Below are 25189 nucleotides of genomic sequence, written 5' to 3' on the forward strand. Positions count from 1 at the left end.
GGGTCGCGGCGCCTAGAGGATCACGTGGGGCAGGAAGCGGGCGTACTCGTCCGTGATCAGGCCGGAGGACTCGCGGATGCCGAGGCCGGCCGACTCGTCCTCCACCGTCCACGCGCCGAGGACGACGTGGTTGCCGTCGAACGTGGGCAGGGGCGCCAACTGCTGGTAGCAGCAGGCTTCGTCGGTGCGCGGGGCGGGATCGCCGCCCGGTGCGTGCAGGGTGACGCCGGCGCCCTCGCGGCCCAGCAGCGGCTTGGCGACATAGCCGGTGGTGGCCGCCAGTTCGCGGGGCCCGTCGAGGTAGGCGGGGAGGAGGTTGGGGTGTCCGGGGTACAGCTCCCACAGGACGGCCAGCAGGGCCTTGTTGCTGAGGAGCATCTTCCAGGCCGGTTCGATCCACAGGGTCGTGCCGGTGCCGCCGCCGTTGTCGAGGGTGTCGAGGACATGGCCCGCGAAGCGGTCGGTGGTCAGCCACTCCCAGGGGTAGAGCTTGAAGCAGCTGCGGATGAAGCGGAGTTGACGGTCGACGAAGCGGCCGGACAGCGGGTCCCAGCCGATCTCCTCCATGGAGATCCAGGCCGTGTCCAGGCCGGCCTGCTCGGCGGTCTCCTTGAGGTAGGCGACCGTCATGAGGTCCTCGCCCAGCTCGTCCGCCGAGGAGTGCGCGAAGTGGAGCGGGCTGCCGGGCGGGAGCAGGGGGGCCTGCTTCCTCCAGGCGGCGACCAGGCGTTCGTGGAGGGAGTTCCACTGGTCGGCGCCGGGGAATCGTTCCTCCATCCAGAACCACTGGGGGGAGGCCGCCTCCACGAGCGAGGTGGGGGTGTCCGCGTTGTACTCCAGGAGCTTCGCCGGGCCGGTGCCGTCGTAGTGGAGGTCGAAACGGCCGTAGACGGAGGGGAGTTCGGCACGCCGGTGCCAGGCCTCGGCGACCGCCGCCGCGATCCGCGGGTCGGTGATGCCGAGGTCGGCGAGGCGGTCGGTCTCGACGAGGTGGGCGGCGGCCGCCAGGCACATGGTGTGCAGTTCCTCGACGGTCTCCTCCAGCGCCTCGACCTCGTCGAGGGTGAAGACGTAGTACGCGCTCTCGTCCCAGTAGGGGCGCAGCCGGCCGTCGGGGTGACGGGTGAGGGGGTAGACGAGACCCTGGTCCTCGACGGTCCGCTGCCAGTCGGGGCGGGGTTCGATGGTGTGACGTCGCACGGTGCCGGTGTCCTGTTCAGCCGCTCGGGCGCTCAGCCGCCCGAGCTGCCCTTGCCGACACCGCTGCCGCTGTCGCTGTCGCCGCCGAACCCGTTCCGGTCGACTCCGCTGCCGCCACTGCTGCCGCTGCCGCCGCTGCTGCTGCTGCCGCCACTGCTACTGCTGCCGCCACTGCTGCTGCTCGAACCGGTCGAGCCGCTGGACCCCTTGCCCGGCTTGGTGAAGGAGCCGCCGTCGACCCAGGAGCCCTTCTTGTCGCCGCCGTAGTACCAGGCGGCGTCGGTGGCGGCCGTGGCGGACTTGCCGACCTTGCCGGCCGAGCCGGACTTGCCGGACGTGGACTTGCAGTTCTTGTCGGCGACGACCTTGTAGCCCTTGGTGAGGTTGTAGCTGTCGCGGTCGACGCACCGCTTGTCGGGGTCGGAGGAGCAGGCGGACAGGGCCGCCGCGAGCACTCCCATGCCGCCGAGTACGACCGTGCCCGAGCGAAGTCTGCGACGCGCGTCCGCCATGTTCCGTCTCCCCGTTTCCGCATCGCCGCTACGACGATTTCCGGCCGTCAGCCTAGACACCGTGCCGAGAGCGACCGAAGGCGGCCCGCCCACCAGCCGTTCCCCTACAGTCCTTTCGTGCTCTTTGGAATGGTGTGCGCACTCGGCGCGGCGGTCTGCTTCGGTACGGCGACGGTGTTGCAGGCGATGGCGGCGCGGGCGGCCGTCGGCGGGAGCGGCGGGGACGCGGCGCTGCTGCTGCGGGCGGTGCGGGAGTGGCGGTATCTGGCGGGGCTCGCGCTGGACGGGCTGGGGTTCCTGTTCCAGATCGCCGCGTTGCGCTCGGTGCCGATCTACGCCGTGGGGGCGGCCCTCGCGTCGAGCCTGGCGGTGACGGCGGTGGTCGCGGCGCGGCTGCTGCGGGTGCGGCTGAGCCGGACCGAGTGGGCGGCGGTGGGGGTGGTGTGCGCGGGCCTGGCGATGCTGGGCCTGGCGGCGGGGACGGAGGGCGAGGAGAGCGGACCGCAGGCGCTGCCGTGGGTGATGCTCGGCGCGGCGGGCGGGGTGCTGCTGCTGGGACTGGCCGGACGGCGGCTGACCGGACGCGCACGGGCGCTGGTGCTGGGCCTCGGGGCCGGTTTCGGGTTCGGGGTGGTGGAGGTGGCGGTGCGGCTGATCGACTCGCTCGACCCGTCGGAGCTGCTCACCGACCCGGCCCTGTACGCGCTGCTGCTGGGTGGCGGTGCCGCGTTCCTGCTGCTGACGACGGCTCTCCAGCGGGGGTCGGTGACGACCGCCACGGCCGGGATGGTGATCGGCGAGACGATCGGTCCGGCGCTGGTGGGCGTGGTGTGGCTGGGCGACCGGACCCGGGAGGGGCTCGGCTGGCTGGCCGTACTCGGTTTCGCCGTCGCCGTGGCGGGAGCGCTGGCACTGGCCCGGTTCGGGGAGGCGCCCGAAGAGGCGTCCGTGACGGAGCCGGCACCGGAGCCGCCGGTCAGGCCATCGCCTCCGTGATGCCGTCCCACAGGCGGATCCTCGCCTCCAGCGCGAGGGTGGCCGTCTCGACGGCCTCCTGCCAGCGCGTGTCGTCCGTGCCGCACAGGTCGGCGACCATCTGCATGGCCATGGGGGTGTGCTCCTCGCCGTCCACCTCGATGTGGCGGGCCAGGTAGTCGCGGAAGAGCGGGAACCGGTCGGTGCCCTCCTTCTTGATCACCTGGTCGAACATGTCCGGGATGAGGTCCCCCCGGGAGAAGGCGAAGGCGGCGGCCCGGCAGTGCAGCGGCCGGTCGGCGATGATCTGAAAGGTCGTGCGCACGAACTCGGCGGCGGGGGCGGGGACCCGGGCGACCCGCAGCGCCGACGGCACGTCGTGGCCCTCGCCGATCAGCGCGAGGAAGGTGTCGATCCGGGTGGTGTCGGCGTCCGCCTCGGCCATGCCGGCCCGGTACAGCTCGAAGTGGCTGGTGAAGCCGCCGTTCAGCTCGTCGCTCTCCTCGACGAGGACGATGTCGTTGATGAGCCGCCGGCTCACCTCCGAGCCGCGCGGCACCCAGGGGACGTCGACGCAGGTGAGGTCGCGCTGGAGCGACTTGAGCAGGGACATGAAATCCCATACCGCGAACACGTGGTGCGCCATGAAGACGGCCATGTGTTCCCGGCTGCTTATCCGCTGATAGACCGGATGAGCGGTCACTTCCTTTCGGACCGGTTCTATTGCCGAACGGGCCCTTTCGATTCCCTCATGGGTCAGCTTCCAGTCGTACCTGGACATGGTTCTCCTTCGACGGGGGAGCTCGATCGTGCACTTCTCCCGACGCACCGGCAAGCGCTTCCAGGAATCCCGGAGAAGTTACCGGCAGTACCGCTCGACAGAAGGAGTCAAGACCGCCGAAAAGGAGATTAAAAGCCGCGTTCCGGACAGTCGAAGACAGTTGTAGAAGTTTGAAGAACCTGTGAACGCAAGCGCTCTCTCCCGCGTACTCGACGGTGTGACCAGTAATCCCGTCACCGTCACCGCCGCATATCGCGTGGTGCCGGGCCGCGAGGCCGACTTCCACTCCTGGGGGTGGGCCATGCTGGGCGCGAGCGCACGGCAACCCGGCTTCCTGGGGGGCGGTGTACTTGTCGATGGAGAGGCGGAGTGGCATGTGGTCTATCGCTTCGCGACCGAAGGCACAGCCCGGGCCTGGGAGGACTCGGCCGCCAGGGTCGAGTGGGACGGCCGGGCGCTGGACATCGCCCGGCAGACGGACCGCAGGAGCGTGCGCGGCTCCAAGGCCTGGTTCGACGCCCAGACCCCCGCACCGAAGGCGCCGGCCCCGCCGTCGAAATGGAAGTTATGGTTCGTGAATATGAGCGCGGTTTTCCCACCGGTGCTCCTGTTCAATCTGATCGTGCTTCCCTATCTCGGTGACCTCAACCCGTTCATTCGTACACTGCTGCTCTGCCTGTGCGTGACGGCCCTGGTCACCTGGATTCTCATGCCTCGCCTTCAGCGTTTCTTCAAGAAATGGCTGTATCCACCGCTCCAGGCGCTTCGCGGACGGCATAAACGACGGACCGCATAGAGCCAGAGAACGACCCCAAGGAGGTGGGCGGGTGAAGACCCTGCTCATCGACAATTACGACTCGTACACGTACAACCTGTTCCAGCTGATCGCCGAGGTCAACGGCGAGGAGCCGGTGGTGATCCTCAATGACGCCCCCGCGGACGCCGTTCCCGATATCTGCGCCTTCGACAACGTGGTGGTGTCGCCGGGACCCGGACATCCGTCGAGGACGCGTGACTTCGGCATCAGCGCCAGAGTGCTCGCCGAGTCCCCGGTGCCGGTGCTCGGGGTCTGCCTCGGCCACCAGGGCATCGCGCACGGGGAGGGCGGGCGGGTGGTGCCCGCCCCGGAGCCGCGGCACGGGCATCTGTCGGCCGTCCGCCACAACGGTCGGGACCTGTTCCAGGGGCTGCCGCAGAACTTCACCGCGGTCCGCTACCACTCGCTGTCGGTACGCGAGCCGCTGCCCGACTCCCTGGAGCCGACCGCCTGGGCGGAGGACGGCGTCCTGATGGGACTGCGGCACCGCGAACGGCCCCTGTGGGGCGTGCAGTTCCACCCGGAGTCGGTGCTCACCGAATACGGCCACCGGATGCTCGTCAACTTCCGGAACCTGACGGCCGAGCGGGCCCGCAGGCCTCGCACGAAGAACACCGCGGTCACCCCGGCCGCGGCGGCGATGCCGAGCCCCAGGGTGACCGTCCCCCGCCCGCGCCGGGCCGACCGGCCCGCCCTCCGGCTGCACACCCGCCGCATCGCCGAGGCGATCGACGCGGAGGCCGCCTTCACGCGGCTGTACGCCGACTCGCCGCGGGCGTTCTGGCTGGACAGTTCCCGGGTCGAGCGGGGACTCTCCCGCTTCTCGTTCTTCGGCGACGACAGCGGTCCGCTCGCCGAGTTCGTCCGGTACGACGTCGAGGCCGGCCTCTGCGAGATCGAGCGGGCCGGGCGGCCGACGCGCAAGGTCCGGGCGAGCGTCTTCGACTATCTCAAGCGGCAGCTGGCGAGCCGTCGGGTCGACGCCACCGGGCTCCCCTTCGACTTCACCGGCGGCTATGTCGGCTACTTCGGCTACGAGACCAAGGCCGACTGCGGCTCCCCCAACCGGCATCGCGCCACCACCCCGGACGCCTGCTGGCTGTTCGCCGACCGGCTGATCGCGGTGGACCACGAGAAGGGCTTCACCTACGCGGTCTGTCTGGCGGAGGACACCCCCCAGGCCGCCGGCGAGGCCACCGACTGGCTCGAGACCATGCTGGTCCGGCTCACCTCCCTCCCCGCCGAGCCGGACCGGCCCCGCCCGACACCGCCCGGGACGGGCGGCACGGGCAGGACGGGCGGGACGGGCGGGACGGACGGGACGGACGGGACGAGAACGACACGGCGTGCGGCCGCACGTGAAGGCGGTGGGGTCGCACCCGGGACGGCCGGAGCCGGGCTCGGTACCGGCGGGCCCGAAGCCCGGGCCGGGTTCCACACGGCCGGAGGCGGACTCGGGGTCGGGGGTCACGGGGTCGGGGATCACTTGGTCGGGGATCACTTGGTCGGGGATCAAGAGGTCGGGGACGTCGAGCCGTGGCTGGTGCGGGACCGGGCGACCTATCTCGCGGACATCGCGGCCTGCCGGCGCGAGCTCGCCGCGGGCACCAGTTACGAGATCTGTCTGACCGACGCCGCGGTGTTACCCGCTCCGGACGACGCGTACGGCTTCTACCGGGTGCTGCGCCGGGTCAACCCCGCGCCGTACGCGGCCTTCCTGAGATTCGGCGACCTCGACGTGGTGGGCTCCTCGCCCGAACGGTTCCTGCGGATCACCCGGGACGGTGTCGCCGAGGCCAAGCCCATCAAGGGAACCGCGCCGCGCGGTGCCGGTCCGCTGGAGGACGCCCGGCTCAGGGACGCGCTGGCGGCGGACGCCAAGACCCGCGCCGAGAACCTGATGATCGTCGACCTGCTCCGCAACGACCTGGGGCGGGTCAGCCGGACCGGGACCGTGCGGGTCTCCCGGCTCATGGCCACCGAGACGTACGCCACCGTGCACCAGCTCGTCTCCACCGTCGAGGGCCGGCTGCGCGAGGGCACCGACGCGGTGGACTGCGTGCGCGCCTGCTTCCCCGGCGGTTCGATGACCGGGGCGCCGAAGCAGCGCACCTTGGAGATCATCGACGGTCTCGAGACCGAGGCGCGCGGTGTGTACGCGGGTGCCCTCGGCTACCTGGGGTGCAGCGGCGGCGCGGACCTCAACATCGTCATCCGCACGGCCGTCCTGGCCGACGGCCTGATGCGGATGGGGGCCGGGGGCGCGATCGTCCTGGACTCCGATCCGGCCGCGGAGTACGACGAGATGCTGCTGAAGACGGCCGCGCAGATGCGGGCCCTGCGGGAGCACGGCGCGGCGCTCACCCGGGCGCCCGGGGAGCGGGAGCCGGAACCTGCCGAGGCACGGGCGGGCGCGGGCCGCTCCCGGGGCACCACCCCCGGCCCCGCCCCGGCCGGCGCGAAGGGGGCCAGCCGATGACGCCCCCGCGGTCGACGACGACGTCACAGCCCGCCGCCGACTCCCGTGAGCAGGGGGTGGGCGTCGGGGCCGGGAATCTCGCCGCGGAGCTTGCCGATCTCGCCGAGCGGAGTGGGTGGGGTGGGCGGGCCGCGTTTCATCAGGGGCACCAGGTGTGGACCCACGGTGAGGTGCACGAGCTGGGGGCGCGGGCGGCCGGGGTGCTCACGGAGCTCGGGGTGCGGGCCGGGGACCGGGTGCTGCTGGCGCTGCCCGACGGGATCGCGTGGGTCGCGGCCTTCCTCGGCGTCGCCCGGCTCGGGGCCGTGGCCGTCCTGGTCAATCCCGAACTGCCCGCGCCCGAGCACGCGTTCATGGCCGCGGACGTCGACGCCGTGCTGTGTGTGACCGGGCCGGGTCTCGAGGACCGTTTCCCGGACCGGGCATGCCTCGGCGCCGACCAGTTCCTCGCGCTCGCCCCCGCCGCCGAGCCGGCCGCCGCCCACCCGGTGGACGCGCGGACGCCGCTGTACGTGCAGTACACCTCCGGCACCACAGGCCGCCCGAAGGGGGTCGTGCACACGCACGGCGACCCGGGGACGTACCACGACCTCATCGGCCGGCGGCTGCTCGGGATCACCGAGGAGGACGTCACGCTGTCGGTGTCGAAGCTGTACTTCGCGTACGGCTTCGGCAACGCCTTCGTCTTCCCGCTCTTCTCCGGCTCCAGTGCCGTCCTGGTGGACCGGCGTCCGACACCCGCCGCCGTCGACGAACTCGTCGCCCGGCACCGGGTGAGCCTGCTCTACTCCGTGCCGTCGGCGTACGCGGCGCTGGTCGCCGACCGGGGCAGCGGTCACGCGGCCTGTTTCGCCTCGGTGCGCGCCGCGGTGTCGGCCGGCGAGGGCCTGCCGGACGGGCTCGGCGGACAGATCACCGAGCTGCTCGGCGCGCCCGTGCTGGAGCAGATCGGTTCGACCGAGGCCGGTCACGCCTTCTGCGCCAACAGTCTCGGCCACGACCGTCCGGGCACCGTCGGGCGTCCCGTGCCGGGGTTCGAGGTGGAGCTGCGCGACCGCGCCGGTCGGCCGGTGCCCGACGGGGCGGAAGGGGAGCTGTGGGTGCGCGGGCCGACGGTGACACCCGGGTACCTGAACCGGCCCGAGGAGACGCGGCGCACGTTGGTCAGCGGCTGGCTGGCCACCCACGACCGGGCGCGCCGCGAACCGGACGGCACCTACCGGCACCTGGGCCGCACCGACGACATGGAGATGGTCGGCGGGATCACCGTCTCCCCGCTGGAGGTGGAGGCCGTCCTGCGCACCCACCCGGCGGTCCGCGAGGTCGCGGTCGCCGCCGTCCCGGACGGGCAGGGCCGCACCCGCCTGCGCGCCTTCGTCGTCCCCACCGGCCCCACCGGCCCCACCGGCCCCACCGGCCCCATCGGCCCCATCGGCCCCGCCGGTCCCGCCGGTCCGGCCCGGCTGGAGGCCGAGCTCGTCGCGGTCGCGCGGGAGCGGCTGGCCGCGTTCAAGGTGCCGCGGGGTGTCAGCTTCGTCGCGTCGCTGCCCCGTACTCCCACCGGCAAGCTCCGTCGTCACCTGGTCCGCCAGGGGGCGTGGTGACGGCGTCCCCCTCCCCCGTCCGTGTCCCCGTCCGTGTCCCCGTCCGTGTCCCCGTCCGTGTCTGAGAGGAACAGCCACATGTCGCAGCAACCCCTGCTCGCCGACCGCGGGTTCTATCCGGGTCCGTTGTTCCGGCGGGCTGCCGAGCGGCACGGAGCCGTCTTCGTCACGCTGGACCGGCCGCTGGACACCCACCCCTGCCTCGGGGTCGACCTCGACTACCGGAAACTGGCCGACGTGGTCGAGGAGTTGTCGGGCCGGCTGTGGGCGGCCGGGGTACGGCCCTCGGAACAGGTGGTCGTCCACAAGACGGACAACGTCGACATCGTGTTGCTGGCCTGCGCGGTCTCCCGTATCGGCGCGGTCCCCGTGCTCCTCTCCCCCGGTCTGGCCGGACCGGTCGTCGGGCAGCTGCTCGAACGACTGCGGCAGCCCTGGCTGATCACCGACCGGGCCAAGCTGGAGGGGCCGCTGAAGGACGCCGGCATCGCCTCGCAGGTGCGCCGGACCCTCTCCGTCGACGACGCGCCCGGCGCCGAGCCCCTCGCGAAGTACACCGGCGCCGAGCCGCCCGCTCCCGTACGGTTGCACCCGCGTGAGCCCGCCCTGATCACCCACAGCTCGGGCACGACCGGCGTCCCCAAGCTGGCCGTGCACTGCCCGAACACCATGTGGAACCGGCTGGTGCCGCAGAAGGCGATGGGCTGGCCCACCCGGGGCGAGACCGCCGCGCTGCACATGTCGTTCGTGCACTCGCGCTTCTACCACCTGCTCGGCGTCCTGCTGCACTTCGGCAGCCCGCTGGTGCTGATCACCGACCCGGAACCGGCGAGCGTGGGGCCGCTGCTGGCCCGGCACCGCCCCGGCATCGTCGAGACCCACCCCAACACCTTCGTGCTGTGGGAGGAGTTGGCCGACGCGCCCGGCGCTCCGCTGTCCCGGGTGAAGTCGTACGGCTCCACCTTCGACGCGATCCATCCGCGCACCGTACGACGGCTGCTGGGCGCCTCGCGTCGCCGTGCGCCGTGGCTGATCCAGCTGTACGGGCAGAGCGAGACCGGGCCCGTCGCGTTCCAGTGGTTCACCCGGCGCAGCGCGGAGCGGGCGGACGGGCGGCGGGTCGGGATCGCGATCCCCGGCTTCACCCGGGTCCGGGTCGCGGACCCCGACGGCAGGCCGGTCCCGCCCGGCACTCCCGGGCGGATCGAGGCCCGCACCAGGGGGCGCATCCTCACCTACCTCGGCGCGCGGGCGCAGTACGAGCGTCAACTCGACGGCGGCTGGTGGCAGATGGGCGACCTGGGATACATGAGCCGCCTGGGCGCGCTGCATCTGATCGACCGGGAGGTCGACCGGATCGACGCCGTGCACAGCAATCTGGCGGTCGAGGACGCGCTGATGGAGCGGCTGGAGGAGCTCCGCGAGGTCGTGATCGTGGCCGGCGCGGACCGTGAGCCGGTGCCGGTGGTGTGCGTGCGGGGCGAGCAGCCGCTCGACCCTGAGCGCTGGCGGGAGGCGACCGCCGATCTGCCCGCGATGGCCGAGCCGCGCCAGTGGCGGTTCGAGGAACTGCCGATGACGGCGACCTGGAAGGTGAAGCGGGTGGAGATCACCCGAATGCTGACGCAGCCGACACAGACCCCGGCGAGCGTGCGCGCGTGAATCCCGTGATCGTGGTGGGCGCGGGTCCGGTCGGCCTGTCGGCCGCGCTGGCCCTGCGCGCGCACGGGCTGCCGGTCGCGCTCCTGGAGGCGGACCCCGCCGGCCGTGAACGGCCGGGCAGCCGGGCCCTGTTCGTGCACCGGGAGACCCTGCGGCTGCTCGACGGGATGTCCCCGGGCCTGGCCGCCGAGATCACGGCGTACGGCCGGACCTGGCACACCCGGCGCACCCTCTACCGGGGCCGCGAGGTGTACGCGCGCACCTTCCCGCCCCCGTCCGGGCTGCCGCCCTTCACGAGCCTGCGCCAGCTCGACACCGAGCGCTTCCTGCGCGCGGCGTGCGAGCGGGCCGGGGTGGACTTCGTCTGGGACGCGCGGATCGAGGGCGTCCGCACCTCCGGATCGGGTGTGACGCTCGTCGGCGAGGGCGGACGGGAGTGGGGCGCCGGATACGTCGTCGCCGCCGACGGGGCCCGCTCGGCCGTCAGGGGCGGGCTGGGCATTCCCCTGGAGGGCGTGCGCGGCGAGGGCTTCCATGTCGTCGTCGACGTGGCGGACGTGCCGGGCGCCGAGCTGCCGCTGGAGCGGGTCTTCCACTACGAGCATCCGGGCGTCGGGGGCCGCAGTGTGATGCGGGTGCCGTTCACCGGCGGCTTCCAGGTCGACCTCCAGTGCCGCGACGACGACCCGGAGGAGGCCTTCGGTACCGAGGACGCCGTGCGGGAGTGGCTGCCCGGGGTGGTGGGCGACGGGTACGCCGACCGGATCCTGTGGGTGTCGACGTACCGCTTCCTGCGCAAGGTCGCGGCCTCCTTCACGGACCCGCACGGGCGGGTGCTGCTCGTCGGCGAGGCCGCGCATCTGTTCCCGCCGTTCGGCGCGCGCGGCATGAACAGCGGGATCGCCGACGCGGCGGCGGCCGCGCGGGCCGTGGCCGCCGGGACGCCGGAGGCGGTGGCCGCGTTCGCGGACGTACGGCGGGCCGCGGGGCTGTTCAACAGCGAGGCCGCCGGCCTGGCCCTGGAGCATCTGCGGCCACGGCGTCGGACCGTGCGGCTCAGACAGCGCGCGGCGGCGGCCCTCGCGCCCGTGCTGCCCTCGTGCGGCTCATGGCTGGAGCACGCGCCGTACGGACCCCGGGGCGGGGCGCCGGCGGTGGCGGGCGGGAAGTACTGAGGAGGACCGAGTGGGTGCACGACCGACCGTCGGTGAGGGGCTGTCGACGTGGACGCCCGGCCGTGGGCTGACCGTCGCCGCGGAGTCCGTGGCGGACGGGCCGCTGCTGGTCGCGGACTCGTGGCTGGTCCGCGAGGGCCGGGTGCGCGGGTACGGCCGGCACCGGGAGCGGTTTCTGCGGGCCTGCGCGGAGTGCGGCGGCCCGGGGCCCCGCCGGCTCGTCGAGTTCTGGCAGGACATGACGGCGGCGCTGCCGCGCACCGGCGACTGGTTCCCGCGGGTGGAACTCACGGCCGGTTCAGCCGGTTCACGGGAGTTGAGACTGCGGTTGCGGCCCGCCCCGCCGCTCGGCACGGAGGTGCGCCTCTGGTCCGTCGGCCAGCCGGACCGGCGGACCGCGCCCCGCCGCAAGGGCCCGGACCTGGACGTCCTGGCCCGGGTGCGGGGGCGGGCGGTCGACGAAGGGGCGCAGGAAGGGGTGCTGGTCGGTCCGTCCGGGGTGGTGCTGGAGTCGGCCACCGCGAGCGTGCTGTGGTGGGAGGGCGATCGCCTGTGCCTGCCGCCGCCCCGGCTGCCCGTCCTGCCCGGAGTGACCGTGGGACTCGTCCGGGAGCGGGCCGCACGGTCCGGGATCCCCGTCGCCCACCGCGAGCGGACCCTCGCCGAGCTGGACGGCCGGGAGGTGTGGACGGTGAACGCGTTGCACGGGCTGCGACCGGTGACGAGCTGGATCGGTGAGCCGATGACAGCCGGGCGCGCGGTACGGGCGCCGGAATGGCGGGAATGGCTGGAGGGATTGCCGGAGCCGCTTCCGGGTCAATAGAGCACAGCGCGAAGAAACAAAAAGACGGGCATCGGCGAATATCGCCGATGCCCCGATTCCGCATGGTCCGGAAATGCTTTTTCCGGGATGGTGCCCGGAATTAGCTCTTGGCCGGCTGATAGGCCCCCGGCACCATGCGCGTCGCAATGGCGATCCGGTTGTACGCGTTGATGACCGTGGCCGTCCAGATCAGCGCCGCCACCTGGGCCTCGTCGAAGACCTCGGCGGCCTCGGCGTACACCGCGTCCGGCACCTGCCCGTCGTGGACCAGGGTCACCGCCTCGGTCAACGCCAGTGCGGCGCGCTCCCGGGCGCTGAAGAAGGGGGTCTCCCGCCAGGCGTTCAGCGCGTAGATCCGCTGCTCGGCCTCGCCCCGGGCGCGGGCGTCCTTGGTGTGCATGTCGAGGCAGAACGCGCAGCCGTTGAGCTGTGAGGCGCGGATCCTGACCAGTTCCAGGATCTCGGGTTCGACCTTGGCGTCCTGGGCGGCGGAAACGGCGGCGCCGTGCAGGGATCCCATTGCGGCGGAAACATCGGGGGTTATCTTCTTGAGGGCCACGCGGGACACGGAATTGTTGTTCGTCATGGGGTGACTCTAACCCTTGCGACCGGGAATCTATCCGGGAAAAGGAATTCCGGAGCCGTTCTCACCGAAAGGAAGCGCCGCGCACAACGCGTCCAGCGCGCCGGACCAGGCGTGGTCCGGCGGGGTCCCGTAGCCGACGACCAGGGCGTCGAGGGGCTCGGTGACCGCGTCGGGGTGGCGGTAGCGGGGGGTGAGGCCGTCGACCGCCAGGCCCTGGTAGGCCGCCGCCCGTAGCACCGCCTCCTCCGTGCCGGGCGGCAGCCGCAGCACGGCGTGCAGGCCCGCCGCGATACCGGTGACGCGGATCGCGGGGGCGTGCGCGGCCAGGGCCGCGACCAGCGCGTCACGGCGCCGGCGGTAGCGGGTGCGCGCCGCCCGGACATGACGGTCGTACGCGCCCGACGCGATGAACTCCGCCAGCGTCAACTGGTCCAGCACCCCCGAGGTGTCCACTCCGCCCTTGGCCGCCAGCACCTCCTCCGTGACGTCCGGCGGCAGCGCCATCCAGCCCAGGCGCAGGCCGGGAGCCAGTGACTTGCTCGCGGTGCCCAGGTACACCACATGGCCGGGGTCCAGGCCCTGGAGGGCGCCGACGGGCTGGCGGTCGTAGCGGAACTCGCCGTCGTAGTCGTCCTCCAGGACCAGCCCGCCGGTGTGCCGCGCCCAGTCCACGACGGCCGCCCGCCGGTCGTGGTGCAGCGGCACGCCCATCGGGAACTGGTGGGCGGGGGTGAGCAGGACCGCGCCCGCGCCCTGCGACAGCCCTGGGCCCGTCAACAGGCGTGTGTCCGTGCCGCGTTCGTCGACGGGCAGCGCGGTCATGGCCAGCCCGGCCGACGCCAGCAGCCTCCAGTGCTCGTCCAGGCCGTACGAGTCGACGGCGATCGTGCGCACCCCGCGCGCCCGCAGGACGGTGGTGAGCAGTCTCAGGCCGTGCGCGAACCCGGCGCACACCACGATGCGTTCGGGGTCGGCGCGCACGCCGCGGGCGCGGGCGAGGTAGCCGGCGAGGGCGGTGCGCAGTTTGGCCCGGCCGCGGGGATCGCCGTAGCCGAGGGCGTCGGAGGGGGCGGCGGTGAGGGCGCGGCGGGCCGCCCTGAGCCACTCGGCGCGCGGGAAGGACCCGAGGTCGGGGGTGCCGGGGCGCAGGTCGTAGGCGGGCCGGCGGCGCTCGGGGCGAGGGGGTACCGCGCCCGCGGTCGGGGCGGTCCTCCCCTCGGCCACCCGCGTGCCCGAGCCCTGGCGGGCGGTGAGCCAGCCCTCGGCGACGAGGTCGGCGTAGGCGTCGGCGACCGTGTTGCGGGCGATGCCCAGGTCGGCGGCGAGCGAGCGCGAGGAGGGGAGCCTGGTGCCGGCGGGCAGCCGGCCGCTGCGGACGGCCTCGCGCAGGGTGTCGGTCAGGCCCCGGCGCAGGTGCGGTCCGGTCGGTTCCAGATGCAGGTCGACGCCGAAAGTGGCCCATGATCTCGCCATGGAAATGGACCATACTCCTGGGCTGCCCCGCTCCTAGGGTCGAGGGCATGACGACGCACGCAGACCCCACGACCACCGACGAACAGGTTCCCTACGCCCCCGAACACGCCCCCCGGCTGAACTGGTCCGCGCACGCGCCCGAGGTGCTCAAGGCGATGCTCCGGCTCGACGCCGCCGCCCGTAAGGGCCTCGACCCGAAGCTGGTCGAGCTGGTGAAGGTCCGCGCCTCGCAGATCAACCACTGCGCGCTCTGCGTCGACATGCACAGCAAGGACGCGCTCGCGGCGGGCGAGAGCGTCGAGCGGATCATCCAGCTCAGCGCGTGGGAGGAGTCGGCGCACTTCTACACCGAGAAGGAGCTCGCGGCGCTGGCCCTCACGGAGGCGGTGACCGTGCTGACGGACCGCTTCGTGCCCGACGAGGTGTACGAGCGGGCCGCCGCGCACTTCGAGGAGGCCGAGCTGGCGCAGCTGATCGCCGCGATCACGGTGATCAACGCGTGGAACCGGTTCGGCGTGACCTGCCGCCTGGTGCCGGGCCACTACCGGCCGGGGCAGCACGCATGAGCCGCACGAACCTCCTCGACCGGGAGGTCGGCCGGGCCATGTCCACGCTCAGCGCGGTCGCGAAGCAGGGTCTCGGTGACCCCGCGCTCGCCGAGCTCGTGGTGATTCGCGCCTCGCAGCTCAACCACTGCGCGTTCTGCCTCGACATGCACCTCACCATCGCCCGCGAGCACGGGGTGAGCGAGAAGCAGCTCGATCTGCTGAGCGCGTGGGAGGAGGCGGGGGAGCTCTACGACGAGCGGGAGCGGGCCGCGCTCGCGCTCACCGAGGCGGTGACCCTGCTGACCGGGGGCGCCTCCCAGGCTTTTGGCTCTGGGGGAGGCTTCGTGCCCGACGCGGTGTACGAGCGGGCGGCCAGGCACTTCGACGCCCCGCGGCTCGCCCACCTCGTCGCGCTGATCACCGCCATCAACAGCTGGAACCGGGTGATGGTCGCCCGCCGTATCCCGCCCGGGGGATACACACCATGAGCGAGGTGGACGCCAAGAGCAAGGTGGGCGAATTCCGTCGGCTGCACCACGGCCGGCTGCCGGACGATCCGCTCGTGCTGCCCGGCCCCTGGGACGCGGCCGCCGCCCGGGTGTTCGCCGAGGCCGGGTTCGCGGCACTCGCCACGCCCAGCGCGGGCGTCGCCGCCTCGCTCGGGTACGCGGACGGGCGGACCCCGGCCGACGAGATGTTCGCGGCGGTCGCCCGGATCGTACGGGCGGTGGACGTGCCGGTGTCGGCGGACGTCGAGGACGGGTACGGGCTGGCGCCCGGGGAGCTGGTGGAGCGGCTGCTGGAGACGGGCGCCGTCGGCTGCAACCTGGAGGACTCGACCGACGGCGTCCTCAAGGACCCGCGCGAACACGCCGAGTGGCTCGCCGAGGTGCGGCGGGCGGCGGGCGACCGGCTCTTCGTCAACGCGCGCATCGACACCTTCGCGTACGGCGACGGGGACCCGGACGACGCCATCGGACGGGCGGCGGTGTACGTGGCGGCGGGCGCCGACTGCGTCTATCCGATCGGCGCCCCGGCGGCCGTCCTGCCGTTGCTGCGGTCCGGGACGCAGGGGCCGCTGAACGTGTTCGCGCAGGTCGGCGCGGGCCCCTCGCCCACCGCACTCGGTGAACTCGGGGCCACTCGCGTCACGTTCGGACCGGGACTGCAGCAGCGGGCGACGGTCCTTCTGCGGGATCTCGTCACCGAGCTGAGGCCGTGACCGTCAGGACAGCCACGCCTTCCACGTCGACGCGTGGCTGTCCACCCACTTCTTGGCGGCCGCCTCCGGAGTGAGCTTCTGGTCCGCGATCATCAGGGACACCTCGTTCTGGTCCTCCGTCGTCCACTTGAACTTCTTCAGGAAGGCGGCCGCCCTGCCGCCGTCCTTCGAGAAGTCCGCGTTGAGGTACTTCTGGAGCGGGGTGTGCGGGTAGGCGCAGGCCACCTTGTCCGGCTCCGCGTCGCAGCCCTCCTTGTAGGCGGGCAGCTTCACCTCGGTCATCGGGACCTTCTTGAAGAGCCACTGCGGGGCGTACCAGTAGGTGAGGAAGGGCTTCTTCTCCTTGGCGAACTGCCTCATCTGGGTGATCTGGGCGGCCTCGGAACCGGCGAAGACGACCTGGTAGTCGAGCTTCAGGTTCTGCACCAGGGCCTTGTCGTTGGTGACGTAGGACGGGGAGCCGTCCATGAGCTGGCCCTTGCCGCCGCTCTCGGCGGTGCGGAACTGCGACGCGTACTTGTTGAGGTTCTTCCAGTTCGTGACGTCCGGGTGCTGCTTGGCGAAGTACGTCGGGACGAACCAGCCGATGTGCCCGGTGACGCCGAGGTCGCCGCCGCGCGCGATCGTCTTCTTGTCGTCGACGTAGCGCTGCTCCTGGTCGGGGTGGCCCCAGTCCTCCAGGATCGCGTCGACCCGGCCCTGGCTGAGCGCGTCCCAGGCGGGCACCTCGTCGACCTGGACGGTGTCGACGCGGTAGCCGAGCTTGTGCTCCAGGAGGTACTGGGCGACGGCCACGTTGGCCTGCGCGCCCACCCAGGACTGGACCGAGAGGGTCACGGTCTTGGCGCCCTGCGCGTTGGCGAAGGGCGACGCCTGCTTGGTCATGTCGGCGGCGCCGCAGCCGGTCAGCAGCAGGAGCGCGGACGCCCCGGCGGTCATGGCAGTCGTACGAAGCCGCAGGTCACGAAGTCGCATGTCACGCTCCCTTCTTCACGCGGCGGTCGGCCGGCTGGGTCACCCGGTCGAGCATCAGGCCGAGGCAGACGATCGCGGCGCCGGCCACCAGACCGGTCGCGAGGTCGCCCTGGGCGAGCCCGAACACGGCGTCGTAGCCGAGCGCGCCGCCGCCGACCAGACCGCCGATGATGACGACGGCGAGGACGAGGACCACGCCCTGGTTCACGGCGAGCAGCAGCGCGGGCCGGGCGAGCGGGAGCTGGACCTGGCGCAGTTGCTGCGCGCCGGTCGCGCCGAGGGACCGGGCGGACTCCATCGCCGCCGGGTCGACCTGGCGCAGGCCCTGGGTGGTGATGCGGACGACGGCGGGCAGCGCGTAGACGACGGCCGCCGCGACGGCGGGGGCGCGGCCGACGCCGAACAGGGCGACGACCGGGATGAGGTACACGAACTGCGGCATCGTCTGGAACACGTCCAGGACCGGGCGCAGCACCTGTTCGACGCGGTCGCTGCGGGCGGCGGCGATACCGGTCGCGAAGCCGAGGACGAGGGTGACGGCGACGGCGGCCAGCACCTGGGAGAGGGTGTCCAGGGACGGTTCCCACACGCCGAGCACGCCGGTCGCGGCCAGCGCGAGGACGGCGGTCAGCGCGGTGCGCCAGGTGCCGATCGGCCAGGCGATCGCGGCGACCAGCAGCAGCACGGCCCACCAGGGCAGGCCCTGGAGGCCGGCCCTGAGGGGGTCGAGGACCCAGGTGGTGAAGTGGCCGGCCCAGTCGGCGGTGCCGCCGATCACGGGCACCCCGGAGTAGAGGTGGTCGGTCATCCAGTCGACGGCGTCGTTGACCGGGGCGGCGATGCTCACCGTCCAGGCGTCGGGCCAGTCGAGCCGGCCGACCAGGCGCCCGACGAGGGCGACGGCCACGGCGGCGCCGGCGGCGTAGAGCCAGCCGGCCCGGTGGCTGCCCGGTTCGCCGTCGCCGGCGTGGCCCGCGGCGGCCGTGACGCGGTCCAGGACGACCGCGAGGAGCACGATCGGGATACCGGCGGCGAGGGCGGCGCCCACGTCGACCGAGGCCAGTGCCTGGTAGACGCGGTCACCGAGGCCGCCCGCGCCGATCACCGACGCGATGACCGCCATGCCCAGCGCCATCATGATCGTCTGGTTGAGGCCGAGGAGGAGTTCCTTGCGGGCCAGCGGGATCCGGGCGGTCAGCAGGCGTTGCCGGGCGGTCGCGCCCAGCGACTCGACCGCTTCCAGGACCTCCTTGTCGGCGCCGCGCAGCCCGAGCGCGGTGAGCCGGGCCATGGGCGGGGCGGCGTAGACGACGGTGGCCAGGACGGCCGCCGGGACGCCGATACCGAAGACGAGCACGACCGGGAGCAGGTAGGCGAAGGCGGGCAGTACCTGCATGGTGTCGAGGATCGGGCGCAGACCGCGGTCCAGGCGCTCGGAGAGACCGCCGGCCAGGCCGAGCACCACACCCACCACGACCGACACGAGGACGGCGACGATCATCAGGGCCAGTGTCTGCATGGTCGGCACCCACATGCCGAGCAGGCCGCAGGCCAGGAAGGCGGCCGCCGTGCCGAGCGCGAGCCGCACTCCGGCCACCCGCCAGGCGACCAGTGCGGCCGCCGCGGTGACCCCGGCCCAGCCCGCGCCGAGCAGCACCAGGTACACGGCGCGCACCGAGAGGACCACGCCGTTGCTGAGGTAGCCGAAGAAGTAGAGGAACAGGGGGTTGCTGTCGCGGTTGTCGACGATCCAGTCGCTGGCACCGGTGAGCGGGTCGGTCAGGTCGACGGTGAGCGCGTGCGGCCAGGTGCCGCTGGACCACCGGGCGTTGGCCAGGGGGACGAGGATCGCGGCCGCGAGCGCGAGCATCAGGAGCTTGCGGACGGCCTGGTGTTTGAGGAAGCCCGGGAGGGCGACCCGGGGGGCGGGTGTGGTCAGCGTGGCCATCAGACCGCCTCCTTACGGGGCTCCGTTCCGACGGCGACGGATCCGGGCCCCCGTCCGGCCGGGACGGCTGCGGGGCCCGTGCCGGCCACCACGCCGAGCAGTCCCTCGTGGTCGACGACGCCGAGGCAGCGGGCCGAGTCCATGACCCGTACCGGGACGCCCGCCCGGGCGACCGCCTCGATGGCCTGGGACACCGTGGCGTCCGGGGACACGGCCGGGCCGGTGCCCGCCTCCTCCAGGGACGCGGGCCGCATGGCCGTACGCACCGTCAGGACCTGCTCGCGCGGTACGTCACGGACGAACTCGCGGACGTAGTCGTCGGCCGGGGAGCCCACGATCTCCTCGGGCGTGCCCAGCTGCACGACCTCGCCGTCGCGCATCAGGGCGATCCGGTCGCCCAGCTTCAGCGCCTCGCTGAGGTCGTGGGTGATGAAGACCATCGTGCGGCCCTCCTCGCGGTGCAGCCGGACGACCTCCTCCTGCATGTCGCGCCGGATGAGCGGGTCGAGGGCGCTGAAGGGCTCGTCGAAGAGGAGCACCTCCGGGTCGACGGCCAACGCGCGGGCCAGGCCGACGCGTTGCCGCTGGCCGCCGGAGAGCTGGGCGGGCCTGCGCTGTTCCATGCCGTCCAGGCCGACCTTGTCGACGACCTCCTTGGCGCGGGCGCGTCGCTCGGCGCGGCCCATGCCCTGGATCTCCAGGCCGTAGGCCACGTTGTCGAGGACCGTGCGGTGCGGGAGCAGGCCGAAGTGCTGGAAGACCATCGCGGCGCGGTGCCGGCGCAGTTCGCGCAGCCGGGTGCGGTCCATCGCGCGGACGTCCTCGCCGTCGACGACGATGGTGCCGGCCGTCGGCTCGATCAGCCGGGTCAGACAGCGCACCAGGGTGGACTTGCCGGAGCCGGACAGGCCCATGACGACGAAGACCTCGCCCTTGCGCACGTCGAAGGAGACGTTGCGGACGGCGGCGGTGCAGCCGGTGCGGGAGCGGAGTTCGGTCGGCGGGAGCGCGGCGAGTTCGGGGTCGGCCGGGATGCTCTCGGACTTGGGTCCGAAGACCTTCCAGAGGCCGTCCACCGAGAAGACGGGGGCTTCGGTGTCCGCGGTGGGCGGCTTACGGGTGGCGGGCATGATCGTCATCGCGCATCGTCTCCGATCAGGTCGACGGCTTTCTCGCCGACCATGAGCACCCCGATCATGGGGTTCACGGCGGTCATGGTGGGGAACACGGAGGCGTCCGCGATGCGGATGCCGTCCAGGCCTCGGATCCGCAACCGTGGGTCCACCACGGCCAGTTCGTCGTCCTCGGCGCCCATGCGGCAGGTGCCCGCGGGGTGGTAGACGGTGTGTGCGACCTTGCGGGCGTACTCGCTCAGTTCCTCGTCGCCCGTGATGTCCGGGCCCGGCGCCACCTCGCGCTTGAGCCAGCCGGCCAGCGGCTCGGTCTTGGCGATCTCGCGGGCGATCCTGATCCCGTCGACGAGGGTGCGGCCGTCGTAATCGTCCTCGTCGGTGAAGTAGCGGAAGTCGAGGGCGGGCTTCACGGCCGGGTCCGCGCTCTCCAGGTAGAGCCGGCCGCGCGACTTCGGCTTGGGGATGTTGGGGGTCATCGAGACGCCGTACGGCGGGCGTTCGTAGCCCAGGCGTTCCGGGTTGTCCGTGAAGGGGACCTGGTAGAAGTGGAACATCAGGTCGGGGCCCTGGTGGGCGGGGTCGCGGCGGACGAAGAGACCGGCGTCGGAGTCCATCGCGGAGTTCTCCGGGAGCGGCCCGTGGGTCTCCCAGACGATCACCGACTCGGGGTGGTCGAGGAGGTTCTCGCCGACGCCGGGCAGGTCGAGCACGACGGGTATGCCGAGCGCGTCCAGGTCGGCCTTCGGGCCGATGCCGGAGTGCAGGAGCAGGCGCGGCGAGTCGACGGCGCCCGCGCACAGCACGACCTCGCGCCGGGCCCGTACGAGGATCTCCTCGCCGTCCTTCGTGCGGACGTGCACGCCTTCGGCGCGGGTGCCGTCGAGCTCCAGCCGGTGGGCCCAGCTCTCCAGCAGGATCGTCAGGTTGGGCCGCTCGTCCATCACCGGGTGCAGATAGGCCACCGAGGCGCTCGACCGCTTGTTGGTCTCCGGGTGGTAGGCGAGGTCGAAGAAGCCGACGCCGTCGTCGAAGGGCTTGCTGTTGAAGCCCTCGATCCGCGGCACTCCGGTGGCCTGCTGAGCGGCCTCGACGAAGTCGCGGGCGATGGCGTTCCGGTCCTTCTCGTCGACCGGGACGATGTTGTTCAGCAGGCGCGCGTAGTACGCCTCCATCGGGACCGCGCCCCACCCGCGGGCGCCGGCCGCCTCCCACTCGTCGAAGTCGGACGGCAGCGGCTTGAAGGCGATGAGCGTGTTGTGCGAGGAGCATCCGCCGAGGACACGGGCGCGGCTGTGCCGGATGTGGGAGTTGCCGCGCGGCTGCTCGGTGGTCGGGTAGTCGTAGTCGAGCTCGCCACCGAGCAGGCCCATCCAGCGGCGCAGGGTGAGGACGTCGTCGCGGCCGACGTCGCTGGGGCCGCCCTCGATGACGGCGACGGTGGTGTCGGGGTTCTCGGTCAGCCGGGAGGCGATGACGGAACCGGCGGTTCCGCCTCCGATGACGACGTAGTCGTAGACATGTGCGTTCTCTGGCATGGGGGGTACTCCAGGGGCGTGCGAAGTCTTCGAGCAGGCTCGGTCGGGCGGGGGGTCAGCCGGCGAACCAGCGGACGGGGCGCGGCGCGAGGTTCTGGTAGATGTGCTTGGACTCGCGGTACTCGGCGAGCCCGGCGGGGCCGAGTTCGCGGCCCACTCCGCTCTTCCCGAAGCCTCCCCACTCCGCCTGCGGCAGATAGGGGTGGAAGTCGTTGATCCAGACGGTGCCGTGCCGCAGCCGGCCGGCGACCCTGCGGGCCCGGCCCGCGTCGGCGGTCCAGACGGCGCCCGCGAGGCCGTACTCGGTGTCGTTGGCGAGCGCGACGGCCTCGTCCTCGGTGCGGAAGGTCTCGACGGTGAGGACCGGTCCGAAGACCTCCTCCCGCACGACCCGCATCTCGCGGTGGCAGCGGTCGAGGACGGTGGGCTCGTAGAAGTAGCCGGACTCCGGCCGCTGCGGGGCGGGTTCCGGACGCCGGCCGCCGGACCGCAGCACGGCGCCCTCCGCGAGCGCGGAGGCGACGTACGCCTCGGTCTTGGCGCGCTGCTGCTCGGAGACGAGCGGACCGCACTCGACGCCGTCCTCGGTGCCGCGGCCGAGCCGGATCTGCTCGGCCCTGCGGGCGAGTTCGGCGACGAAGCGGTCCCGGACCGATTCCTCGACGATGAGCCGGGAGCCCGCCGAGCAGACCTGGCCGCTGTGGATGAAGGCGGCGTTGAGGGCCTGGTCGACGGCGGTGTCGAAGGCCTCGTCGGTGGCACAGGCGTCGGCGAAGACCACGTTGGGGTTCTTGCCGCCGAGTTCGAGGGCGACCTTCTTGACGGTCGGCGCGGCCGCCTGCGCGACCTTCGTGCCGCTGACCAGGCCGCCGGTGAAGGAGACGAGGTCGACGTCGGGGTGCTCGGCGAGCCGCGCGCCGACCGTGTGCCCGGGTCCGGTGACGATGCCGGCGACCCCGGCGGGCAGCCCGGCCTCGAGGAGCAGGTCGATGAGCGCGATCGTCGTCATCGGGGTGATCTCGCTCGGCTTGACGACGAACGTGTTGCCCGCGGCGAGCGCCGGGGCGATCTTCCAACTCGCCTGCAGCAGCGGGTAGTTCCACGGGGTGATGAGCGCGCACACGCCGACCGGCTCGTGTACGACGACGCTGTGGATGTCGGGCGAGCCCGCGTCCACCACCCGGCCCGGGGACTCGGCGGCGACGAGGGCGGCGAAGTAGCGGAAGGCGTCGGCGACGCAGTCGATGTCGACGCGCCCCTCCTCGAGCGTCTTGCCCGCGTCCCGGCTCTCCAGCAGGCCGAGCCGTTCGCGATCGCGCACGAGAAGATCGGCGACGCGGTACAGCAGGGCGGCGCGTTCGGCGACGGGGGTGTGCGACCAGTCGCCCTCGTCGAAGGCGGTGCGGGCGGCCGCGACCGCGAGGTCGGTGTCCTTCTCGTCGCCCTCCGCGACCACCGCGAAGGGGCGGCCGTCCGCGGGGTCGAGAATCTCGCGGGTCGCGCCGGAGACGGCTTCCAGCCACTCTCCGCCCGCATGGATCGTCCGGTGGTCGCGCTGTTCCGGCTGTTCCGTCCTGTCGGCCATGATCGCTGTCGCCTTCCGTTCCTGTTCAGTCCCCCTGCGTCACCTGTGGCTCCGTCTCGGCGACGGCGTCCACATGCCCCCAACCTCTCATTGCATGCGCAATGTTTGGCCGAAAGTGCGCTGCATCACTGAAGTTATGGACATAAAGTGACAAACCGTACGTCTGATCACGACCGGTCGACCTGGCCGGACCATGGACGCGGCCAGAACCTTTGACTAAAGTCAAAGAACTATGGAGCCAGTGCGGACGGAGCCGGTGCCGGCTGAGCCGGTGCCGGCTGAGCAGGTGGCGGCCTTCCGCCGCTTCAACCGCTACTTCACGCGCCGGATCGGCGCCCTGGACGACCACTACCTCGGCCAGGGCCGCCCGCTGGGCGAGGCTCGGCTGCTGTTCGAGGTCGCCGACGCCGAGACCGGCGTGTCCCTGCGCACGCTGCGCGCGCGGCTCGGCCTGGACGCCGGGTACCTGAGCCGGATGGCGAAGGCCCTGGAGGCGCAGGGCATGGTCCGCATCAGCGTGCACCCCGACGACAACCGGCTGCGGATGGTCGAACTGACCCCGGCCGGACACGTCGAGCTCAAGGAACAGAACCGCCGTGCCGACGTGCGCACGGCGGACCTGCTGACCGGGCTCGACGCGCGACAGCGCACGGAGCTGACCGAGGCGATGGCCACCGCACGCCGCCTGCTGCGCCTGGCCGCCATCACCGTCGAGCGGGTCGACGGCGCCGCGCCGGACGCCCGCGCCTGCCTGGAGGCCTACGCCGCCGACCTCACCGCCCGCTTCGGCAGCTTCACCGCGTCCGACCTGGTCGGCCCGCAGGAGGTCTCCGGCGCGACCGGCGCCTTCTTCATGGCGTACGAGGAGGGACGGGCGGTGGGCTGCGGAGGGCTGCGCACCCTGGAACCCGGCGTCGGCGAGCTCAAGCACGTCTGGGTGCACCCGGACGCCCGCCGCCTCGGCCTGGCCCGGCGGCTCCTCGAACAACTGGAGGGCGCGGCGGCCCAGCGCGGCCTGAACCTGCTGCGCCTGGACACGAACGCGTCGCTCACCGAGGCACGCGCGATGTACCGGGCGTGCGGATACCGCGAGATCCCGGCCTACGTCGACCACGTCTACGCCGACCACTGGTTCGAGAAGCGGCTCACGCCTTCGGCGCCGCTCCGCTGACTACCGGGCGAGCAGGTCCCGCACCGCGCCGCGCAGCCAGGCGTGGGCCGGGTCGGCGTCGTGGCGCGGGTGCCAGGCCATGCCCAGCCGGAGCGGGGGCAGGGGCAGCGGCACCTCGAAGGAGACCAGGCCGAGGCTCTCCGCCAGCGGCAGCCCCCAGGCGGTGTTGAGGCCCACCAGATCGGTGTCGCGGATGACGAACAGGGAGGAGGGCAGGGAACCGACGGTTCCCACCACCCGCCGCTCCAGGCCGAGTTCGGCGAGGGCGGCATCGATGGGCCCGTGCAGCCTGCCGCGCCGGGACACCAGGATGTGGTCGGCCTCCCGCGCGTACCGCTCGGGCGTCAACTCGCCCTCCAGCAAGGGATGTCCGGCGCGGGCGACCCCCATCATGCGGTCCTCGTGCAGCTGTTCGCGGTGCACCTCGGGGGCGGCCGTGTCGAGTACGCCCACCTCCAGATCGGCGGTGCCCTCGCGCAGGAACGGCGCGTCGATGTGACTCTCGCTCAGGAAGCGGAGCCGGATACCGGGCGCCTCGGCGGCGATGCGGGCGTAGAGGGCCGGCCCGTGGGCGGCCGCGATGGCGTCGTGGCCGAGGATCGTGAAGGAGCGGATTACCGTCCTCAGGTCGGTGCCCCCGACCGGCGCGAACAGCGCCCGCGCCCGTTCCACGACCGCGCCCACCTCGGCCCGTACGGCGATCGCGCGGGGCGTCGGCACCATCCGCCGCCCGGCCCGCACCAGAACCGGATCGCCGAGCGCCTTGCGGATCCGGCCGAGGGTGCGGCTCATCGCCGGTTCCGACAGGTGCAGGCGCCGGGCCGCGCCCTGCACGCTCTGCTCCTCCAGCAGCACATCCAGCGCGACCAGCAGATTCAGGTCGATGCCCGCGGGGCCGCCCGCGGATCCGTCCAGCGGCCCGATCGCGGATTGCGTCATACGCATTCGTCCCTTGCAAAGGTTGCACTGGAAAGCAGGTCGGAGG

Annotated in this window: 22 protein-coding genes; 11 read left to right on the forward strand and 11 right to left on the reverse strand. The window is 72.6% G+C overall.

The window, feature by feature from the left end; genetic code table 11:
- Positions 1–12: 12 nt before the first annotated feature.
- Positions 13–1200, reverse strand: a complete 1188-nt coding sequence (locus tag OG933_RS17660) for a glutathionylspermidine synthase family protein (RefSeq protein WP_405627766.1) — start codon at positions 1198–1200, stop codon at positions 13–15.
- 32 nt (positions 1201–1232) lie between these two features.
- Entirely contained in the window at positions 1233–1712 is a 480-nt protein-coding gene (locus tag OG933_RS17665; RefSeq protein ID WP_405627768.1) for a hypothetical protein, read from the reverse strand.
- Positions 1713–1841: 129 nt separating this feature from the next.
- Here OG933_RS17665 and OG933_RS17670 point away from each other — a divergent pair, with 129 nt between their 5' ends.
- Positions 1842–2708 (forward strand): DMT family transporter, encoded by an 867-nt coding sequence (locus OG933_RS17670; protein WP_405633426.1) that lies wholly within the window; start codon positions 1842–1844, stop codon positions 2706–2708.
- Here OG933_RS17670 and OG933_RS17675 read toward each other — a convergent pair.
- A complete protein-coding gene (locus OG933_RS17675) occupies positions 2689–3468 on the reverse strand; it encodes a DUF3050 domain-containing protein (protein WP_405627770.1) in 780 nt (259 codons plus the stop codon). The two genes, OG933_RS17670 and OG933_RS17675, sit on opposite strands and share 20 nt — an antisense overlap.
- 217 nt (positions 3469–3685) lie before the next feature.
- Between OG933_RS17675 and OG933_RS17680 the strand changes: the two genes are divergently transcribed.
- From OG933_RS17680 to OG933_RS17705, 6 genes are all read left to right on the forward strand, one after another.
- Positions 3686–4264, forward strand: a complete 579-nt coding sequence (locus OG933_RS17680) for an antibiotic biosynthesis monooxygenase (RefSeq protein ID WP_054243020.1) — start codon at positions 3686–3688, stop codon at positions 4262–4264.
- Positions 4265–4295: 31 nt separating this feature from the next.
- Positions 4296–6764: a chorismate-binding protein gene (locus OG933_RS17685; protein ID WP_405627772.1), complete on the forward strand. Its 2469-nt coding sequence runs from the start codon at positions 4296–4298 to the stop codon at positions 6762–6764.
- Between the two features lie 152 nt (positions 6765–6916).
- Positions 6917–8368: an AMP-binding protein gene (locus OG933_RS17690; protein ID WP_405627774.1), complete on the forward strand. Its 1452-nt coding sequence runs from the start codon at positions 6917–6919 to the stop codon at positions 8366–8368.
- A 78-nt stretch (positions 8369–8446) separates the two neighbouring features.
- Positions 8447–10030, forward strand: a complete 1584-nt coding sequence (locus OG933_RS17695; RefSeq protein ID WP_362517606.1) for a class I adenylate-forming enzyme family protein — start codon at positions 8447–8449, stop codon at positions 10028–10030.
- A complete protein-coding gene (locus OG933_RS17700) occupies positions 10027–11205 on the forward strand; it encodes an FAD-dependent oxidoreductase (protein WP_405627775.1) in 1179 nt (392 codons plus the stop codon). The genes OG933_RS17695 and OG933_RS17700 overlap by 4 nt, the downstream gene beginning before the upstream one ends.
- Positions 11206–11215: 10 nt before the next feature.
- The gene (locus OG933_RS17705) at positions 11216–12028 is read left to right on the forward strand and encodes an aminotransferase class IV (protein WP_405627777.1); all 813 of its coding nucleotides are present in this window, start codon (positions 11216–11218) and stop codon (positions 12026–12028) included.
- Between the two features lie 100 nt (positions 12029–12128).
- On the opposite strand, the gene OG933_RS17710 is transcribed toward OG933_RS17705, so the two are convergent.
- On the reverse strand, positions 12129–12614 hold the full coding sequence (locus OG933_RS17710; protein WP_362517615.1) for a carboxymuconolactone decarboxylase family protein: 486 nt from the start codon (positions 12612–12614) through the stop codon (positions 12129–12131).
- A 30-nt stretch (positions 12615–12644) separates the two neighbouring features.
- Positions 12645–14087, reverse strand: a complete 1443-nt coding sequence (locus OG933_RS17715) for a PLP-dependent aminotransferase family protein (RefSeq protein ID WP_405627779.1) — start codon at positions 14085–14087, stop codon at positions 12645–12647.
- Between the two features lie 47 nt (positions 14088–14134).
- Between OG933_RS17715 and OG933_RS17720 the strand changes: the two genes are divergently transcribed.
- From OG933_RS17720 to OG933_RS17730, 3 genes are read left to right on the forward strand one after another with little or no spacing between them, the layout of a single operon-like run.
- Positions 14135–14653, forward strand: coding sequence for a carboxymuconolactone decarboxylase family protein (locus tag OG933_RS17720; RefSeq protein WP_362517620.1), 519 nt, complete (start codon positions 14135–14137; stop codon positions 14651–14653).
- A complete protein-coding gene (locus OG933_RS17725) occupies positions 14650–15123 on the forward strand; it encodes a carboxymuconolactone decarboxylase family protein (RefSeq protein ID WP_362517623.1) in 474 nt (157 codons plus the stop codon). Before OG933_RS17720 ends, OG933_RS17725 begins: the two co-directional genes overlap by 4 nt.
- Positions 15120–15857 carry an isocitrate lyase/phosphoenolpyruvate mutase family protein gene (locus OG933_RS17730; protein ID WP_362517626.1) on the forward strand — a complete coding sequence of 246 codons (738 nt, stop codon included), beginning with the start codon at positions 15120–15122 and terminating at the stop codon, positions 15855–15857. Before OG933_RS17725 ends, OG933_RS17730 begins: the two co-directional genes overlap by 4 nt.
- Positions 15858–15860: 3 nt before the next feature.
- On the opposite strand, the gene OG933_RS17735 is transcribed toward OG933_RS17730, so the two are convergent.
- Genes OG933_RS17735 through OG933_RS17755 form a run of 5 tightly spaced genes read right to left on the reverse strand, consistent with a single transcriptional unit; the run spans position 15861 to position 23033 of the window.
- Positions 15861–16832 carry an ABC transporter substrate-binding protein gene (locus OG933_RS17735; protein ID WP_362517629.1) on the reverse strand — a complete coding sequence of 324 codons (972 nt, stop codon included), beginning with the start codon at positions 16830–16832 and terminating at the stop codon, positions 15861–15863.
- Between the two features lies 1 nt (position 16833).
- The gene (locus tag OG933_RS17740; protein ID WP_405627782.1) at positions 16834–18780 is read right to left on the reverse strand and encodes an ABC transporter permease; all 1947 of its coding nucleotides are present in this window, start codon (positions 18778–18780) and stop codon (positions 16834–16836) included.
- Entirely contained in the window at positions 18780–19910 is a 1131-nt protein-coding gene (locus tag OG933_RS17745; RefSeq protein WP_405633428.1) for a glycine betaine/L-proline ABC transporter ATP-binding protein, read from the reverse strand. The genes OG933_RS17740 and OG933_RS17745 overlap by 1 nt, the downstream gene beginning before the upstream one ends.
- Before the next feature lie 5 nt (positions 19911–19915).
- Positions 19916–21448 carry a GMC oxidoreductase gene (locus OG933_RS17750; protein ID WP_362517635.1) on the reverse strand — a complete coding sequence of 511 codons (1533 nt, stop codon included), beginning with the start codon at positions 21446–21448 and terminating at the stop codon, positions 19916–19918.
- Between the two features lie 55 nt (positions 21449–21503).
- Complete coding sequence (locus OG933_RS17755) at positions 21504–23033, reverse strand: aldehyde dehydrogenase family protein (RefSeq protein ID WP_405627784.1); 1530 nt, start codon at positions 23031–23033, stop codon at positions 21504–21506.
- 232 nt (positions 23034–23265) lie between these two features.
- Here OG933_RS17755 and OG933_RS17760 point away from each other — a divergent pair, with 232 nt between their 5' ends.
- Positions 23266–24204 carry a GNAT family N-acetyltransferase gene (locus tag OG933_RS17760; RefSeq protein ID WP_405627786.1) on the forward strand — a complete coding sequence of 313 codons (939 nt, stop codon included), beginning with the start codon at positions 23266–23268 and terminating at the stop codon, positions 24202–24204.
- On the opposite strand, the gene OG933_RS17765 is transcribed toward OG933_RS17760, so the two are convergent.
- Entirely contained in the window at positions 24205–25149 is a 945-nt protein-coding gene (locus OG933_RS17765) for a LysR family transcriptional regulator (RefSeq protein ID WP_405627788.1), read from the reverse strand.
- Positions 25150–25189 lie beyond the last annotated feature (40 nt).

This window comes from Streptomyces sp. NBC_00016 (genome assembly GCF_045040885.1).
In the GTDB taxonomy this organism is placed as follows: Bacteria; Actinomycetota; Actinomycetes; order Streptomycetales; family Streptomycetaceae; genus Streptomyces; species Streptomyces coriariae.